The sequence below is a fragment of the Variovorax sp. GW823-FHT02B07 genome (assembly GCF_058797695.1).
The window spans coordinates 58,979-74,697 of sequence record NZ_JBXAJX010000011.1; the positions used below are offsets into that span (position 1 = coordinate 58,979).

Genomic DNA, 15,719 nt, shown 5'->3' on the forward strand with positions numbered 1-15,719 from the left:
CCGCGGCGGCGCCGCGGACTTCGTCGTCAGCCGGCCTGGATGTCGCCGGACTGGATGCGCTTGACGCCCTTGGCCGTCATCTGTTTCCAGGCGGCGGCCAGCGAGCCGTTGAGGTCGATGCCGCGCGTAGCGTCTTCGATCACGTAGGCCTCGAAGCCGGCCTTGCGCGCGTCCATCGCGGTCCAGGCCACGCAGAAGTCGGTGGCCAGTCCGGTGACGAACACGGTCTTGATGCCGCGCGCCTTGAGGTAGCCGGCCAGGCCGGTGGCCGTCTTGTGGTCGGCCTCCTCGAAGGCGGAGTAGCTGTCCATGTCCTTGTGGAAGCCCTTGCGGATGATGAGCTGCGCGGTCGGCACCTTCAGCTCCTTGCCGAGTGCCGCATCGTCGGTGCCCTGCACGCAGTGGTCGGGCCACAGCACCTGCGTGCCGTAGTTGAGCTTCGTCGTCTCGAAAGGCTTCTTGCCCGAGTAGGTGCTGGCGAACGAGGCATGGCCCGCCGTGTGCCAGTCCTGCGTGACGACGATGTTCTGGAACGCGGGCGCCAGCGCGTTGATGACCGGGATCACCTCGTTGCCGCCCTTCACCGCGAGCGTGCCGCCGTCGAGAAAACAGTTCTGCACGTCGACCACGATCAGCGCGGCCTTGCCACCGGGCTTGATCTTGCCGGCCGCGAAAGCGGACGAGAGACCGAAACTGCCGAGGCTGCCGACGAGCCCCAGGGCAGCGGCGGACTTCAAGACGGTTCTGCGATGCATGGTGTGGACTCCGGTGGTTGAGGAAAGGAAACGGTCAGACGCTGAGGTAGGCCCTGCGCACTTCTTCGTTCGCGGCCAACTCGGCCATCGTCGCGTGATAGCGGATCTGCCCCTTCTCGAGCACATAGGCGCGGTCGGAGACCAGCTCGGCGAAATGCATGTTCTGCTCCGACAGCAGGATGCTCACGCCCTGCGCCTTGAGCTCGAGGATCATGTTGGCCATCTGCTCGACGATGACCGGGGCCACGCCCTCAGAGGGCTCGTCGAGCAGCACGAGGTAGGGGTTGCCCATCAGCGTGCGCGCCACGGTGAGCATCTGCTGCTCGCCGCCGCTCATGCGCCCGCCGGGGCGGTTGGGCATTTCGCCGAGGTTGGGGAACAGCTGGAACAGGCGCTCGGGCGTCCACAGCGGCGCAGCCGTGCCGTCGGCCCACTGGCGCGCGGGCTGCTTGCCGACCTCGAGGTTTTCCATCACCGTGAGGTCGGTGAACACGCGCCGGTCTTCGGGCACGAAGCCCAGGCCCAGGCGCGCCGCGTGGTGCGGCTCGCTCTTCGAAATGTCGTGGCCCAGGAAGCGCACCGCGCCGCGGCGCTTGCTCAGCATGCCGATCAGCGTCTTGAGCGTGGTCGACTTGCCCGCGCCGTTGCGGCCCATGAGCGCGACGACTTCGCCGCGCCGCACTTCGAGGTCGACGTCGTAGAGGATCTGCGCGGCGCCGTACCACGCGCACAAGGCCTTGGCTTCCAGAAGAGGTTCGTGCGTGCTCATGCGGCAACTCCCAATGCAGCGGCTTTCTCTGCAATCTTCTCGAAGGTCTTGCCGCTGCCGAAGTACACCTCCTGCACCTTCGGGTGGTCGCGGATTTCCAGCGGCTTGCCCTGCGCGATGAGGCGCCCGCGCGCGAGCACGATCATGCGATCGGCGTACGCGAACACCACGTCCATGCTGTGCTCGGTGAAGAGCACGGCCATGCCGCGCTGGATGACGAGGTCCTTGGTGAGCGCCATGAGCGAGTTGCGCTCCTGGGGCGCCATGCCGGCGGTGGGCTCGTCCATGAGCAGCAGCTTGGGCGAGTTGGCCATGGCAATGGCGAGTTCGACGCGCTTCACGTCGCCGTAGGCCAGCACGCTGCAGGGCCGGTCGGCCTGCGCCTTCATGCCGACCTGGTCGAGCAGCGCCAGCGCCTCGTCGCGCTTGTGGTCGGCCGCGCGGCGCCACATCGAGAACAGCTTGTGGTCGTGCGAGAGCAGCGCCATCTGCACGTTCTCGACCACGGTGAGCGAGGCAAAAGTTTCGGCGATCTGGAAGGTGCGGCCCACGCCCTTGCGCCAGATCTCGCGCGGCTTGCGGCCCACGAGTTCGTGGCCGTCGAGCGTGATCGAGCCTTGGTCGGCCTTGAGCTGGCCGTTGACCATGTTGAAGGTGGTCGACTTGCCGGCGCCGTTGGGGCCGATGAGCGCGAGCAGCTCGCCGGGCGGCAGCTCGAAGCTGATGCCGTCCACGGCCTTCACGCCGCCGAACGATTTGCCGAGGTTGGTGACTTTGAGGAGGCTCATGCCTTCACCTCCTTGAGCTTGGCGTCTGCTTCATCATGCTTCGGTGCACGCCACCGGTCGACGAGTTGCTTGATCGAGCCTGCGATGCCCTGCGGGAACAGCAGCACCAGGATCAGGATGATGGCGCCGAGCATGGCGCGCCAGTAGTCGGTGTTGCGTGCCACGGTGTCGTGCAGCCAGGTGAAGGTGACGGCGCCGACCACGGGGCCCGCCAGGGTCTGGATGCCGCCCAGCAGCACCATCACGAGGCCGTCGACCGACTTGCCGACCGACAGGCTTTCCGGCGAGATGCTGCCCTTGGAGAACGCATAGAGCGCGCCGGCCAGGCCCGCCACGGTGCCCGCGATGACGAAGGCCGCCCACTGCATGCGCTTGACGTCGATGCCGATGGCGTCGGCGCGCAGCACCGAGTCGCGGCCCGCGCGCAGCGCATAGCCGAAGGGCGAGAACAGCACGCGGCGCAGCCACCACACGCCCGCGCCCACGAGCACCAGCGTGAGCCAGTAGTACACCTGCTTGTTCGACAGCCACTCCGAAGGCCACACGCCGGTCAGGCCGTTGCTGCCGCCCGTGAAGCTGTCCCACTGGTAGGTGACGGCCCACGTGATCTGCGCGAAGGCCAGCGTGAGCATCGCCAGGTACACGCCCGACAGCCGCACCGCGAACCAGCCGTAGACGAAGGCGCCGAGTGCCGCCACCAGCGGCGCGACCACCAGCGCCAGCTCCATCGGCAGGTGCAGCGCGCGCACCAGCAACGCCGCGCCGTAGGCCCCGAGGCCGAAGTAGGCCGCGTGGCCGAAGGAGTGCATGCCGGCCGGCCCCATGATGAAGTGCAGGCTGGTGGCGAACAGCGCGGCGATCAGCAGGTCGATCATCAGCACCGTGGTGTAGGGCGAGCCGGCCGTCAGCAGTGGCAGCGCAGCCAGCACCAGCGCCAGCCCGGCGGCGGCCACGATGTAGGCGGTGCTCGGGCGGCGCAGCGGCTCTTCCTGCATGCCGACATAGCGGCTCGGCGCCTGCGGCCGGCCGAACAGGCCCCACGGACGCCACACCAGCACGATGGCCATCACGAGAAAGTCGACCATCAGCGTGAGCTTGGAGAACGACACGTCGATGCCGAAGATCTGCACCACGCCCAGCCAGATGCACACGGCCTTGATCTCGGCGATGAGCAGCGCGGCCACGTAGGCGCCGGGCAGCGAGCCCATGCCGCCGACCACCACGACGACGAAGGCGGCGCCGATGGTGTTCAGGTCCATCTCGAGCGTGGCGGGTTCGCGCGGCAGTTGCAGCGCCCCGCCCAGGCCCGCGAGCAGCGCGCCGAGCGCGAACACGGCGGTGAAGAGCCAGGCCTGGTTGACGCCCAGCGCACTGACCATCTCGCGGTCTTGCGTGGCGGCGCGCACCAGCGTGCCGAAGCGCGTGCGCGTGAGCAGCAGCCACACGAGGCCGAGCACCAGCGGGCCGACGACGATCAGGAACAGGTCGTAGGAAGGAAACTGGCGACCGAGGATTTCGACCGAGCCCTTCAGGCCCGGCGCGCGCGGACCGAGCAGTTCGTCAGGGCCCCAGAGCCACAGCACCGCGTCCTTGATGACCAGCACCAGCGCGAAGGTGGCCAGGAGCTGGAACAGCTCGGGCGCCTTGTAGATGCGGCGCAGCAGCAGCACCTCGATGAGCGCGCCCAGCACGCCCACCGCGAGCGCGGCGATCAACAGCGCCGGCCAGAAGCCCACGCTCGGGCCGAGCTTCTCGACGAGCGTGTACGCGACGTAGATGCCCACCATGAAAAAAGATCCATGGGCGAAGTTGACGATGCGCGTCACGCCGAAGATCAACGAGAGGCCGGCCGCCACCAAGAACAGCGAAGACGCGCCGGCCAACCCGTTGAGCAACTGAACAACGAAGCCTGAAAAGCTCATGAGGGACCCTGAGGAAACTGGAGACACCGCGCCCCGCCGCGCTCAAGAAGCGGCGGCGGACGCGTTGCAGGAGCCGCGCGTGATCAGTCCGCGGGGCGCATCTTCTTCACTTCGTCGTCCGTCGGCTGGAACTTGGCACCGTCGAGGTACACGTAGTCGACCATCACGCCCTTGCCGCCGTCGTTCTTGGTCTTGCCGACGTACGCGCCCATGGTGGACTGGTTGTCCTGGGCGCGGTAGCTGATCTTGCCGAAGGGCGTGTCGACCTGCAGGCCCTTGAAGGCGGCGACCAGCTTCTCGGTGTCGGTGCTGCCGGCCTTCTTCACGCCGGCCGCGATCGAGTAGATGGCGCTGTAGCCCACCACCGAGCCCAGGCGCGGGTAGTCCTTGAACTTGGCCTGGTAGGCGTCGTTGAAGGCCTTGTGCTCGGCGGTCTTCACGCCGTACCAGGGGTAGCCGGTGACGACCCAGCCGTTGGGCGCCTCGTCCTTCAGCGGGTCGAGGTACTCGGGCTCGCCGGTCAGCACGCTCACGACCTCGCGGTCCTTGAACAGGCCGCGCGTGTTGCCTTCGCGCACGAACTTGGACAGGTCGGCGCCGAACAGCACGTTGAAGATGGCGTCGGGCTTGGCATCGGCCAGGGCCTGCACCACGCTGCCCGCATCGACCTTGCCCAGCGGCGGCGCCTGCTCGGCGACGAACTCGACGTCGGGCTGGATCGCCTTGAGCAGCGTCTTGAAGGTGGCGACCGACGACTGGCCGTATTCGTAGTTGGGGTACACGATGGCCCAGCGCTTCTTCTTGAGCTTGGCGGCCTCGGGCACCAGCATCGCGACCTGCATGTAGGTCGAGGGGCGCAGGCGGTAGGTGTACTTGTTGCCGTTGCTCCAGACGATCTTGTCGGTGAGCGGCTCGGCGGCGAGGTAGAAGAATTTTTTCTGCTTGGCGAAGTCGGTCAGCGCCAGGCCGGTGTTCGACAGGAAGGCGCCGGCCAGCACGTCGACCTTCTCGCGCGAGATGAGTTCTTCGGCCACGCGCACGGCGTCGCCGGGGTTGGCGTTGTCGTCGCGGCTGATGAGCTCCAGCTTCTTGCCGTTGACGCCGCCCTTGGCGTTGATCTCGTCGACCGCCAGTTCCATGCCCTTCTTGTAGGGCTCGAGGAAGGCGGGCTGCGCCTTGTAGCTGTTGATTTCGCCGATCTTGATCACGCCCTGCGCATGCGCGGGGACGAGGGCGGTGGCCAGCGTGACGACGGAAGCGGCGCAGAAGGCAAGGCGCAATGGATTCATCGGGAAGCTCCTAGAAGTTCGAACAGAAAACACGATGCGGGTGACGATGCAATGACAGGTCAGCGAAGACCGTCTTCGCCCTTGATTTCGCTGGCTTGCAGGCCGCCGACGCGCGGCAGCGGGCGGCCGCTGTCGGTGACGGCCACGGCCACGACGATCTCGTTGGCGCGCGGCGCGTCGGCCACGCGGGCCTCGACGGCGTCGAAGTGGCTGCGCACAAAAGCGGCGTCCTTGTGGCCCAGCGGCACGTCGATGGCGGTGCCCAGCGTGCCCTGCTTCTTGGCCGAAGGCACGAGCGCGGCGCCCTTCTCGACCGCCACGCGCAGCGGCGCGCCCAGCTTGGGATGCAGGATGGCGGCGGCATGCTCCAGCTCGCCGCGCTCGCCGACGATGGCGGCCTTGCCGTAGCTCTGCGCCTGGCCGGGCTCGATGCCCAGCGCCTTCACGGCCTTCTGGCCCAGCAGCGCGCCGAGCTCTTCGCCGATGGCGATGAGTTCGTCGAGGTTCTCGCTGTAGCGGCCGGCGTAGGGGTTCTCGATCACGGCGATGGCGACGGCGCGGCGCGTGGGCGGCGTGACGTCCTGGCCCATTTCCTTGCGGGTTTCGTCCACTTGAATGACGAGCTTGCGGATGTTGGCGGTCATGTCTGTTGTTCCTTGTCTTGTCTCTTGTCTTGTGCGGTCAGCGCAGGCCGTCCCACTTGCTGATGTCCTTGGCGAGCAGGCCGCCGACGCGCGCATGCACGCGGTAGCCGGTGCTCATCGCGAGGATGAAGACGATCTCGTCGGCCATCGGCGCGCCGGGCACGCGCACCTCGATGGCGTCGAACTGGCCGCGCACGTAGCTGGCGTTGATGTTGGTGAGCGGCACGTCGAGCGCGGCGCCGGGCGGGCCGACCTTCTTGGTCGAGGGCACGATCGACAGCGCGTTGCCGGGCTGGCCGGTTTTCTCTTCGGCCTTGCCCGCGGTGTAGGCGGCGCGGCTGCCCTTCCAGCCGAGCAGTTCGCGCATCGCGTAGCCGCCGGGCACGTGCCACAGCGCGCCGTGCTCCAGCTCGCCGTCGGCGCCGACGATGGCGCCCTTGCCGTAGGTGGCGATCTGTTCGAGCGGCACGTCCATGGCGGCGTGCAGCTGGTGCGCCATGTCGACGCCCACGGGGTCGAGCAGCGCCATCATCGGCAGGATGTCGGGCTCGTAGCGGCCCGCGAAAGGATTGGTCAGCACCGCGCCGATGGCACCGCGCACCAGCGGCATTTCGGCACGCGGTCCGAACTCGTGGTGGATGTGCTCGACATGGGTGAAGACGCGACGGATTTCGATCATGAAAAAGAACCTTGCTTTTCGTTAAGCAAATACTGAACCAACTGCTTCGGGCAGCGCGATGTCCAGCGACTTCGAGCATAAGGGTTCCACCCGCCGCCACTGCCCCTGGCAAACGAGCAGAACGGCCCACACGAGCCCCCTTTTCTGCAGCACGCGGGCGCACGCCGCGCCCGCATCGAGTGCATGGTGCACCTGCGCGGGCGCCAGCGGCGGCACGTCGACGGTGACGAGGGTGTCGCCGAGGTCGCTGTCGTCCTTGCAGGCGCTGGCGGGCTGGCGCTGGATGGCGGCGTCGGCCACGTCGACGGCATTGGCGATCACGGTGGCGGCGGCGTCGGCCTGCGCCGCGGTGGCGGCCAACACCGTCACGCTGTCGGCGATGCCCAGCGAGAAACTGCGCCCGCGCCAGCCGCTGGTGGCGACGCCGCGCACGGGTTGGTCAGCGTGCAGCTCGAACTGGCCGTCGGTCGTGAGCATGCCGCTGTCGCGCCAGTCGAAGCGCGCGAGGTCGGCGAACAGGCCCACGCGCGCCGTGTGGCCGGGCGCGAGGTGCAGTGCGATGTCGCCGCCGTTGTTGACCCAGGCGCGCTCGATGCCGGGCCGGTCGTAGAAGGCGATGAGTTCCTGCGCCACACTGCCGGCCACGGCCGCCATGGGCGTGAGGAACAACGGCGAAAACGCATCGCAGGCGTCCCACATGCGCCGCGCAACCACGCCGCGCGGGCGCTGGCGCGCGGTCACGGGCAGGCGCAGCTGCGGCAGCTCGCGCACGAGTTCGTCGAGCACATGGCCGAAGCGCGCCCAGGCGGCGTCGTGCGCGGCGGCGACGGCGTACGGATCGCCGTGTGCTTCGGCCACGATGTCGATCGGGCCGTGGTTGAAATGCCAGCGGCCCGCGTCGAGCGCTGTACGTTGGGCGGACATGAATCAGCCCAGCATGGGGGCGTGACCCAGGGGCCACGGATTGGCATCGTCGATGACGAGCCATTGGCGCGCCAGCGGTGCGCCGTCTTCCTGCCATGCACCGCGTGCGAGCGCCTGTTCGAGCGGGAAGATGTGTTCGACGTGGCCGCCGAGCGCTTCGTAGTCGGCGCGCCGCATGCTGAACTCGATGGGCGCAACGATGGCCGGCGTGGGCACGGTGCCGAAGCTGTTGTCGGGCATGCGCATGACGTCGGCCATCACGGTGATGCCGCCGCCGGGCCACACATAGGCCGGCGCGCCGCCGCAGGTGACGTTGACCAGCGCGCGCTTGATGGCGCGCGTGAGCAGCACCGGGTTCTCGGTGACGCCCGCGCGCAGGCTGCCGCCGGCGCCGCCGAGGAACAGCACGGTGCACAGCGAGGGCTCGCAGTTCTCGCCGATGCGGTCGACGATGCGGCGCACCTCGGGCGGCATGGGCTGCTCGATGGGCTTGAGCGCCTCGTCGAGCACGTACCACTGCGCGTGCTCGCCGGTGGTGGAGGTCATGAGCAGGCGCAGGCCGGGGCGGGCCACGCCCTCTTCCCAGCCTTCGATGATCGCCAGCGGGTCGGCGATGTCGGTGCCGCCCCAGCCGTTGCCGGGGTTCGCGACCTGGAAGTAGCGCCCCGGCGTCGACTTGCGCCCCAGCATCTGGATGCCCGAGGGCGTCATGTCGAGGCAGCGGCCGGCCTGGTGCTCGGTGAGCACGCCGGTGATGTGGTCATCGACCACCACCACCTCATCGGCCACGCCGGCGAACTGGCGCGCGAAGATGCCCACGGCGGCCGAGCCGCAGCCCACGCGCATGCGCTGTTCTTCCACGCCGTTGACGATGGGCGCCTTGCCGGCCTGGATGACGAGGCTGGCGCCGCCGTCGATGGTGCATTCGACCGCCTGCTTGTTGCCCAGCAGCTGCATGAGCTCGGCCGTCATGCGGCCTTCCTTCTTGCTGCCGCCCGTGAGGTGGTGCACGCCGCCCAGCGACAGCATCTGCGAGCCGTACTCGGCCGTGGTGACATGGCCCACGACCTCGCCCTTGTAGCGCACGTTGGCCTGCTCGGCGCCCAGGAAGCGATCGGTGTCGATCTTCACCTTGAAGCTGCAGTAGCTGAAGATGCCTTCGGTGACGACGGTGACCATGTCGACGCCCTGGGCTTTCGAAGCCACGATGAAGGGCGCGGGCTTGTAGTCGGGGTAGGTGGTGGACGAGCCCACGCCGGTGACGAAGACCTCGTCGGCGTGCAGCAGGTCGCCGTTCCAGTCGGGCGTGGCATCGGCCTCGGCCGCCTCGGCGCCGGGCCGGTCGAAGGGCACGAGCGCCGGCTGTTCGCTGGCGAGCGTGCGGCGCAGCAGCACCACCGGATCGACGCGCACCAGCACGCCCTGGCGGTTGGCGTAGCGGTCGCAGGCGCCGGTGCGGCCGTCGGAGATCTGGCACAGCACCGGGCAGGCGTTGCACTCGACCTTGGCGGTGCTCATCTTCTCGTTGCGCGGCGGCGCCTTGCCGAAGGCGGCGCCGCCGGCCTGCGCGACCAGGGGCATGTCGATGCCGGGCAATCCGTCTGTCTTGGTGTGTTCAGTCATCGGGGCGATCTCGTGGTGTGGTGCTGTCGGAGCGGGTCTTCAGGCTCCGGAGGTTTGCAACAAACGTGCCGTGCAGGTGCTTGTGCGGCGGCTTTCGTTTGTGTAGCATCCCCTACACTTTCATGTTGCGTTCACTACATCAAAGGTCAATGTAGCAAACAGGCCCGATGCTTGCAATGGTGTTTTCTCGCGGTGTTCATCGGGGTTTTTCCGACCAACGACAATGGAGGGTTGCTAGCCGGCCGATGGCGGACGCCCCAAAGGCGTGCATTTCGGCTCAGCCACCCTTTTCTGTCTTCAACCAACACTTGAGTTCTGTATGAGTGCATTCAGCGAAGAACGCGTCCTGAGCGTCCACCACTGGACCGACCGCCTGTTCACCTTCACCACCACGCGCGACCCGGCGCTGCGCTTCTCGAACGGTCATTTCACGATGATCGGCCTGAAGGTCAACAACAAGCCCCTGCTGCGCGCCTACAGCATCGTGAGCCCGAACTACGAGGAGCATCTCGAGTTCCTGAGCATCAAGGTGGAAGACGGCCCGCTCACCTCGAAGCTGCAGCACATCCAGGTGGGCGACACCGTGATCGTGGGCCGCAAGCCCACGGGCACGCTGCTCATCGACTACACGCTGCCGGCCAAGCGCCTGTACCTGTTCGGCACGGGCACCGGCCTGGCGCCGTTCATGAGCATCATCCGCGACCCCGACACGTACGAGAAGTTCGAGCAGGTCATCCTGGTGCACGGCGTGCGCCAGGTCGACGAACTGGCCTACCACGACCTCGTGACCGACCACCTGCCCAAGCACGAGATCCTGGGCGAGATGATCGCCAAGCAGCTGCTGTACTACCCCACGGTCACGCGCGAGGAGTTCCGCAACCAGGGCCGCGTCACCGACCTGATCGAGAGCAACAAGCTCACCGACGACCTGGGCCTGCCCCCGCTGAACGTCGAGGAAGACCGCGTGATGCTGTGCGGCAGCCCCGGCCTGCTGGTCGACCTGAAGCACATCCTGGAAAAGCGCGGCTTCAAGGAAGGCAACACCTCGACGCCGGGCGACTTCGTCGTCGAACGCGCCTTCGCCGAGAAGTAAGACCCGACACAGAGGCGCTGCGCGCACGATGGCCGACTCCCGCTCCGTCAGCAAGCCCAAGCCCCAGCGCCGCACCGGCGTGCGCGAGGCCGCGGCCCAGGCCACGCGCGACAGCATCCTCAAGGCGGCGACCAAGGTGTTCGCCAAGTACGGCTACGACGGCGGCAGCGTGGAGAAGATCTCCAAGGCCGCCAAGTCGTACGACCGGATGATCTACTACTACTTCGGCAGCAAAGAAGGCCTGTTCATCGCGGTGCTTGAGGGCATCTACCAGCGCATGGACGACGCCGAAGCCGCCATTGCGCTCGACGCCTCGCGGCCCGTGGAAGCGCTCACCGAAGTCATCCGCTTCGTGCTGGGCTACTACCGCAAGAACCCCGAGTTCGTCACCCTGCTGAACACCGAGAACCTGCACAAGGGCCGGCACATCTCGAAGTCGCTGCGGGCGCGCGAGTACTCGTCGCGGGCGGTGGCCATCATTTCGGAAATCCTTGCCAGCGGCGCGGCCCAGGGCCTGTTCCGCACCGACCTCGTGGCGCGCGACATCTACCTGCTGATCGCGTCCACCGGCTATTTCTACACCTCGAACCGGCACACGCTCACGGCCTTCCTCGGCGAGCCGCTGGAGTCGCCGGAAGCCGTCGCGCACTGGGAAGATTTCGTCATCGAGACCCTGCTGCGCACCGTGCGCGCGGACGACATCCAGGAACAAGACAACAACTCCCCACCCCACGACGAGGACACCACGAAATGGCAGAAATCGCAGCCGGCGCAAAGTCGGGCAAGGTCGTCATAAAGAACATCGGGCTGCTGCTCTCGGGCGACATCGACAAGCCCATCCTCGACGCCGACACCCTCGTGGTGAACGACGGCCTGATCGTGGCGGTCGGCAAGGAGAAGGACTGCGACCTCGAAGGCGCCGTCACCGTCATCGACGCGAAGAAGACCTGCGTCGCACCCGGCCTCATCGACAGCCACGTGCACCCGGTGTTCGGCGACTGGACGCCGCGCCAGGGCCAGATCGGCTGGATCGACTCCACCATGCACGGCGGCGTGACCACCATGGTCTCGGCCGGCGAAGTGCACCTGCCCGGCCGTCCGAAGGACATCGTCGGCCTGAAGGCGCTGGCCATCACCGCGCAGCGCGCCTTCGACAACTTCCGCCCCGGCGGCGTGAAGGTGCTCGCCGGCGCACCGGTGATCGAAAAGGGCATGGTCGAGAGCGACTTCAAGGAACTCGCCGAAGCCGGCGTGGGCCTCTTGGGCGAAGTGGGCCTGGGCTCGGTGAAGGCCGGCTACGAAGCCAAGGAGATGGTGGCCTGGGCGCGCAAGTACGGCATCCAGAGCACGATCCACACGGGCGGCCCGTCGATCCCGGGCTCGGGCCTGATCGACAAGGACGTGGTGCTCGAAGCCGACGCCGACATCATCGGCCACATCAACGGCGGCCACACCTCGCTGCCCGAGGCGCATGTGTGCGAGCTGTGCGAGAAGAGCTCGCGCGCCATCGAGATCGTGCACAACGGCAACGAGAAGGTCGCCATTGCGGCGGCCAAGGCCGCGCTCGAACTGAAGTGCCCGCACCGCGTGATCCTGGGCACCGACGGGCCCGCGGGTTCGGGCGTGCAGCCGCTGGGCATCCTGCGCATGGTGGCGATGCTGTCGTCGATCGCGAACATCCCGGCCGAACTGGTGTTCTGCTTCGCGACCGGCAACACGGCGAAGATCCGCAAGCTCAACTGCGGGCTGATCGAAGTGGGCCGCGCGGCCGACTTCGTGTTCATGGACCGCGCCCAGCATTCGCCCGCGCCGGGCCTGCTCGAAAGCGTGCAGCTGGGCGACATCCCGGGCGTGGGCATGGTGATGATCGACGGCCTCGTGCGCTGCGGCCGCAGCCGCAACACGCCGCCGGCCACCGAGATCCCGGTGGTGGTGTCGGGCGGGCACTGAGCGCGCTTGAACGCGCCCGGTGGCGGCCTCAGCCGCCGCTGCGGTGCGAGCGGAAGACCAGGTAGCGCGCCGAGAGAAAGTTGGCGCCCAGGCCCGCGATGCTGCCCAGCGCCACGCCGAGCGCGGCGGCCCAGCGGCCTTCCACCCAGTGCAGCGTGAGCACGTAGGTGCCGTAGTTCAGCACGGCGCCGGCCAGCATGGTCGTGAGGTAGCCCAAGTATTCGCGCCAGACCGAACGCCCCGTGGCGGCGCCGGCCGCGCTCGCCGCGAAGGTGTAGCGGCGGTTGTAGAGCCAGGTGGTGGTGGCGGCGGCCAGGAAGGACACGACGCGCGCGCCGTACCACCCCAAGAGCGGCGCCAGCAGGTAGAGCACCGTCACGTCCACCACGAAGCCGATCACGCCGGCCACGGCGAACGAGAGGAACTCGCGCCCGATCTTCATCGCGCCGCCGTCAGTGCGCGCGCAGGCTCTTGCGCAAGCTCTCGCGCACGCAGGGTTGCGCCAGGTAGCGCAGCCGCTTGGCCTCCTGCCGGCCGAGCGTGACGGTGTGCATCACCACGCCGCAGACAAAGGACAGCAGCGCCGCCAGCATCGCGCCGGTGGCGAGCACCGCCGTGGGCAGCCGCGGCACCAGGCCGGTGTGGGCGTAGGTCATGAACAGCGGCAGGGCCAGCGCGAGCGCAGCGATCGCGAGCACGGCCGCGACGATCGAGAAGAACTGCAGCGGCCGCTCGCTCACGAACAGCTTGCCGATGGTCTTCAGGATGCGCCAGCCGTCGCGGTAGGTCGAGAGCTTGCTGTGCGAGCCTTCGGGGCGCGTGCTGTAGGCGGTGGCTTCCTCGGCGTAGGGCATGCGCAGTTCGAGCGCGTGCACGGTCAGCTCGGTCTCGATCTCGAAGCCCTGCGACAGCGCCGGGAACGACTTGGCGTAGCGGCGCGAGAACACGCGGTAGCCCGAGAGCATGTCGGTGAGGCCGCCGCCGAAGAGCTGCGCCACGGTGCCCGTGAGCAGCCAGTTGCCGAAGCGGTGGCCGGCGCGGTAGGTGAGCGCGTCCTGGCCGTCGTCCACGCGGCTGCCCACCACCATGTCGAGGTTGCCCTCGACCAGCCGCGCGATGAGGCGCGGCGCGGCGGTGGTGTCGTAGGTGGCGTCGCCGTCGACCATCACGTAGATGTCGGCCTCGACGTCGGCGAACATGCGCCGCACGACGTTGCCCTTGCCGCGCGCGGCCACGTGCGTGACGATCGCGCCGGCCGCGCGGGCCACGGCGGCCGTGTCGTCGGTGGAGTTGTTGTCGAAGACGTGGATCTCGGCGCCGGGCAGGGCGGCACGGAAGCCCTCGATCACCTGGGTGATGGCCAGGGCCTCGTTGAAGCAGGGAATGACGGCGGCAATGCGCGGCATGGCGGACACGGGGGCGGGTCGGTGGTCGGTCGTCATGGAGCGGTCGTCGGAAGGAGTCGGTAGGCGCGGCTGCCGTCTTGGTCGTGCAGCAGGCCATAGTACTGGTCGAAGCCGGGCCGCACGCTGAGCACTTTCACCATCTCGGGCGACATGACGACGGTGGTGAAGCCCTCGGCCGCCAGCTTGCGCGCCGTGTCGCCGGGCGACATCAGCAGGTAGTCACGGTAGCGCCAGCGCCCCAGCGTGTCGCCCCAGATCGGGTTGGGGCCGTAGTAGATCGCCTCGTTCAGCGCGATCTGGTAGACGCGGCCGGTCACGTTGCGGCGCACGTAATCCATCACGCCGTAGCCCGGCACGTGCTTGCGCAGGAAGGCCTCGCGCGACTCGGGCGTGAGCGAGATCATCGACACCTTGGTGGCCGTCTGGCCCACCGACACGGCGGCCAGCACGGCCAGCAGCAGCACCACGATCCAGTCGCCAACGCCGGCGCCGCTGCGCGGACCGTCGGCTGCGACCGCCGCGGGCGCTGCGCGCAGCCGGCGCACGCCCGCTGCGATCCAGCCGAACAGCACCTGCCAGCCCACGGCCGCCGTCATGGCGAGCAGCGGGAACGAGGCCATGAGGTAGCGCGGGTAGCGCGAGGTCACGACCCATACGGCCACCGAGTACAGGCAGAACCAGCCCGCCGCGCGCACGGCGGCGGAGCGCTTCCACCACACGCTGAAGGGCGCGAGGAACACCGACCAGATCAGCGCGTTGGGCATCTCGGCGTGGTCGCGCACGTCGGCCACCTGCTGCACGTAGTCGGCCGGCACCCATTCGGTGAAGCCGAACACGCGCGCGCCGATCGGGTTGAAGGGGTCGCCCGTCATGATCGCGTTGCGCGCATACCAGTAGATGCACGGAATCAGGAAGCACAGCAGCGCGGGCGCCCAGGCCCGCCACACGCGGCGCTCGTGGCGCACCACGAACAGCGCCACCAGCGGCAGGAAGATCAGCGCCTGGTACTTGGAGCCCGCCGCCACGCCGAGGCAGAACGCCGCCAGGCAGAGCCAGCGCGTGCCGTCGCGCAGCGGTTCGGATTCGCGCCACCACCACAGCGCCACGAAGGCCGACAGCACGAACAGCGCCACGCCCATGTCGATCAGCGCGTTGGCGTAGTCGCCCATGCCCAGCCAGATGGCCGCGCCGATGCAGGCCGTGAGCCGGTTGGCGTGCAGGATGCCCAGGCGGAAGATCATCAGCACCGACAGCGCGCCCGCCAGGGCGTTGAGGAAGTGCGGCAGCACGTCGTCGCCCACCTGCAGCGCGGCGGCGTACAGCAGGTTGTAGTTGTAGGGGAACCAGGGGTAGCGCAGCCAGTCGTGGATGCCCAGCGTGCCCTGCTGCGCCACGAGGCGTGCATACGGCAGGTGGTACATCAGCTCGTCGAAGGCGGCCGGCGGCGCGAGCGGCGCCACCAGCGCGGGCAGTGCGACCAGCGCCAGCGCGATGGCGGCGATGCGTTCGAAGCGGGTCCACGGCGGCGTGGCCGGCGCGGCCGCGCGCAGCGCACGGATGTCGGCATGCCAGCCGCGCCACTGCCACGCGGCGGCCACGACGCCCGCGCCGATCAGCCCCAGCGTGGCCTCGCGGCGGAAGAGCCCGAAGATGGCCAGCGCCTGGAAGGCACAGATGTAAAGGCCGACACCGAGCGCGGCCGACATGGCCGCTTCGAGCCAGGCGTCGCGGCGCGAGGGCGGGCGCAGGCGCGCGAGCACCGCGCGGCCGGCACCCCAGCAGGCAATCACGAAGATCGCGAACTGGGCGTAGTGCGCGGCGGCAAAGATCAGCTTCTGAATATCAACTCCCGTGGCCGGTCACTCCGGTCGCGCCGA

The 15,719-nt window shown here is 68.3% G+C and carries 15 protein-coding genes; 3 read left to right on the top strand and 12 right to left on the bottom strand.

Features of this window, described 5'->3' with window-relative positions; genetic code table 11:
• Window positions 1–26: 26 nt before the first annotated feature.
• The 9 genes from pncA to AC1RGU_RS30040 all read right to left on the bottom strand — a co-directional run bounded on the left by pncA (window position 27) and on the right by AC1RGU_RS30040 (window position 9,393).
• Entirely contained in the window at window positions 27–755 is a 729-nt protein-coding gene (gene pncA / locus AC1RGU_RS30000; protein ID WP_192194426.1) for a bifunctional nicotinamidase/pyrazinamidase, read from the bottom strand.
• Window positions 756–789: 34 nt separating this feature from the next.
• The gene (locus AC1RGU_RS30005; protein ID WP_070063547.1) at window positions 790–1,524 is read right to left on the bottom strand and encodes an ABC transporter ATP-binding protein; all 735 of its coding nucleotides are present in this window, start codon (window positions 1,522–1,524) and stop codon (window positions 790–792) included.
• Entirely contained in the window at window positions 1,521–2,312 is a 792-nt protein-coding gene (locus AC1RGU_RS30010) for an ABC transporter ATP-binding protein (RefSeq protein WP_447740080.1), read from the bottom strand. Before AC1RGU_RS30010 ends, AC1RGU_RS30005 begins: the two co-directional genes overlap by 4 nt.
• Window positions 2,309–4,234: an ABC transporter permease gene (locus tag AC1RGU_RS30015; protein ID WP_070063549.1), complete on the bottom strand. Its 1,926-nt coding sequence runs from the start codon at window positions 4,232–4,234 to the stop codon at window positions 2,309–2,311. The genes AC1RGU_RS30010 and AC1RGU_RS30015 overlap by 4 nt, the downstream gene beginning before the upstream one ends.
• Window positions 4,235–4,317: 83 nt before the next feature.
• Window positions 4,318–5,523, bottom strand: coding sequence for an ABC transporter substrate-binding protein (locus AC1RGU_RS30020; protein WP_062473975.1), 1,206 nt, complete (start codon window positions 5,521–5,523; stop codon window positions 4,318–4,320).
• Window positions 5,524–5,582: 59 nt separating this feature from the next.
• Entirely contained in the window at window positions 5,583–6,167 is a 585-nt protein-coding gene (locus AC1RGU_RS30025) for an amino acid synthesis family protein (protein WP_070063550.1), read from the bottom strand.
• Between the two features lie 37 nt (window positions 6,168–6,204).
• Window positions 6,205–6,846, bottom strand: coding sequence for an amino acid synthesis family protein (locus tag AC1RGU_RS30030; RefSeq protein ID WP_492700087.1), 642 nt, complete (start codon window positions 6,844–6,846; stop codon window positions 6,205–6,207).
• A 21-nt stretch (window positions 6,847–6,867) separates the two neighbouring features.
• The gene (locus AC1RGU_RS30035; protein ID WP_492700089.1) at window positions 6,868–7,770 is read right to left on the bottom strand and encodes a UPF0280 family protein; all 903 of its coding nucleotides are present in this window, start codon (window positions 7,768–7,770) and stop codon (window positions 6,868–6,870) included.
• A gap of 3 nt (window positions 7,771–7,773) precedes the next feature.
• Complete coding sequence (locus AC1RGU_RS30040; RefSeq protein ID WP_492700091.1) at window positions 7,774–9,393, bottom strand: 6-hydroxynicotinate reductase; 1,620 nt, start codon at window positions 9,391–9,393, stop codon at window positions 7,774–7,776.
• Between the two features lie 319 nt (window positions 9,394–9,712).
• On the opposite strand from AC1RGU_RS30040, the gene AC1RGU_RS30045 reads away from it, so the two are divergent.
• Genes AC1RGU_RS30045 through AC1RGU_RS30055 form a run of 3 tightly spaced genes read left to right on the top strand, consistent with a single transcriptional unit; the run spans window position 9,713 to window position 12,436 of the window.
• The gene (locus AC1RGU_RS30045; RefSeq protein ID WP_062473986.1) at window positions 9,713–10,486 is read left to right on the top strand and encodes a ferredoxin--NADP reductase; all 774 of its coding nucleotides are present in this window, start codon (window positions 9,713–9,715) and stop codon (window positions 10,484–10,486) included.
• 28 nt (window positions 10,487–10,514) lie between these two features.
• On the top strand, window positions 10,515–11,282 hold the full coding sequence (locus AC1RGU_RS30050; protein ID WP_095743155.1) for a TetR/AcrR family transcriptional regulator: 768 nt from the start codon (window positions 10,515–10,517) through the stop codon (window positions 11,280–11,282).
• Window positions 11,237–12,436 carry an amidohydrolase family protein gene (locus AC1RGU_RS30055; protein ID WP_492700094.1) on the top strand — a complete coding sequence of 400 codons (1,200 nt, stop codon included), beginning with the start codon at window positions 11,237–11,239 and terminating at the stop codon, window positions 12,434–12,436. Before AC1RGU_RS30050 ends, AC1RGU_RS30055 begins: the two co-directional genes overlap by 46 nt.
• Window positions 12,437–12,464: 28 nt before the next feature.
• Here the strand turns inward: AC1RGU_RS30055 and AC1RGU_RS30060 are convergent, their stop codons facing one another.
• Genes AC1RGU_RS30060 through AC1RGU_RS30070 form a run of 3 tightly spaced genes read right to left on the bottom strand, consistent with a single transcriptional unit; the run spans window position 12,465 to window position 15,632 of the window.
• Entirely contained in the window at window positions 12,465–12,878 is a 414-nt protein-coding gene (locus AC1RGU_RS30060; RefSeq protein WP_070063556.1) for a GtrA family protein, read from the bottom strand.
• A gap of 10 nt (window positions 12,879–12,888) precedes the next feature.
• Window positions 12,889–13,878: a glycosyltransferase family 2 protein gene (locus AC1RGU_RS30065; RefSeq protein WP_062473993.1), complete on the bottom strand. Its 990-nt coding sequence runs from the start codon at window positions 13,876–13,878 to the stop codon at window positions 12,889–12,891.
• Window positions 13,875–15,632: an ArnT family glycosyltransferase gene (locus AC1RGU_RS30070; protein WP_492700096.1), complete on the bottom strand. Its 1,758-nt coding sequence runs from the start codon at window positions 15,630–15,632 to the stop codon at window positions 13,875–13,877. The genes AC1RGU_RS30065 and AC1RGU_RS30070 overlap by 4 nt, the downstream gene beginning before the upstream one ends.
• Window positions 15,633–15,719: the final 87 nt, after the last annotated feature.

Bases quoted from the DNA above. Each gene is read 5' to 3' on its own strand.
- pncA (WP_192194426.1), bottom strand. From the start codon at position 755: ATGCATCGCAGAACCGTCTTGAAGTCCGCCGCTGCCCTGGGGCTCGTC.
- AC1RGU_RS30005 (WP_070063547.1), bottom strand. From the start codon at position 1,524: ATGAGCACGCACGAACCTCTTCTGGAAGCCAAGGCCTTGTGCGCGTGG.
- AC1RGU_RS30010 (WP_447740080.1), bottom strand. From the start codon at position 2,312: ATGAGCCTCCTCAAAGTCACCAACCTCGGCAAATCGTTCGGCGGCGTG.
- AC1RGU_RS30015 (WP_070063549.1), bottom strand. From the start codon at position 4,234: ATGAGCTTTTCAGGCTTCGTTGTTCAGTTGCTCAACGGGTTGGCCGGC.
- AC1RGU_RS30020 (WP_062473975.1), bottom strand. From the start codon at position 5,523: ATGAATCCATTGCGCCTTGCCTTCTGCGCCGCTTCCGTCGTCACGCTG.
- AC1RGU_RS30025 (WP_070063550.1), bottom strand. From the start codon at position 6,167: ATGACCGCCAACATCCGCAAGCTCGTCATTCAAGTGGACGAAACCCGC.
- AC1RGU_RS30030 (WP_492700087.1), bottom strand. From the start codon at position 6,846: ATGATCGAAATCCGTCGCGTCTTCACCCATGTCGAGCACATCCACCAC.
- AC1RGU_RS30035 (WP_492700089.1), bottom strand. From the start codon at position 7,770: ATGTCCGCCCAACGTACAGCGCTCGACGCGGGCCGCTGGCATTTCAAC.
- AC1RGU_RS30040 (WP_492700091.1), bottom strand. From the start codon at position 9,393: ATGACTGAACACACCAAGACAGACGGATTGCCCGGCATCGACATGCCC.
- AC1RGU_RS30045 (WP_062473986.1), top strand. From the start codon at position 9,713: ATGAGTGCATTCAGCGAAGAACGCGTCCTGAGCGTCCACCACTGGACC.
- AC1RGU_RS30050 (WP_095743155.1), top strand. From the start codon at position 10,515: ATGGCCGACTCCCGCTCCGTCAGCAAGCCCAAGCCCCAGCGCCGCACC.
- AC1RGU_RS30055 (WP_492700094.1), top strand. From the start codon at position 11,237: ATGGCAGAAATCGCAGCCGGCGCAAAGTCGGGCAAGGTCGTCATAAAG.
- AC1RGU_RS30060 (WP_070063556.1), bottom strand. From the start codon at position 12,878: ATGAAGATCGGGCGCGAGTTCCTCTCGTTCGCCGTGGCCGGCGTGATC.
- AC1RGU_RS30065 (WP_062473993.1), bottom strand. From the start codon at position 13,878: ATGACGACCGACCACCGACCCGCCCCCGTGTCCGCCATGCCGCGCATT.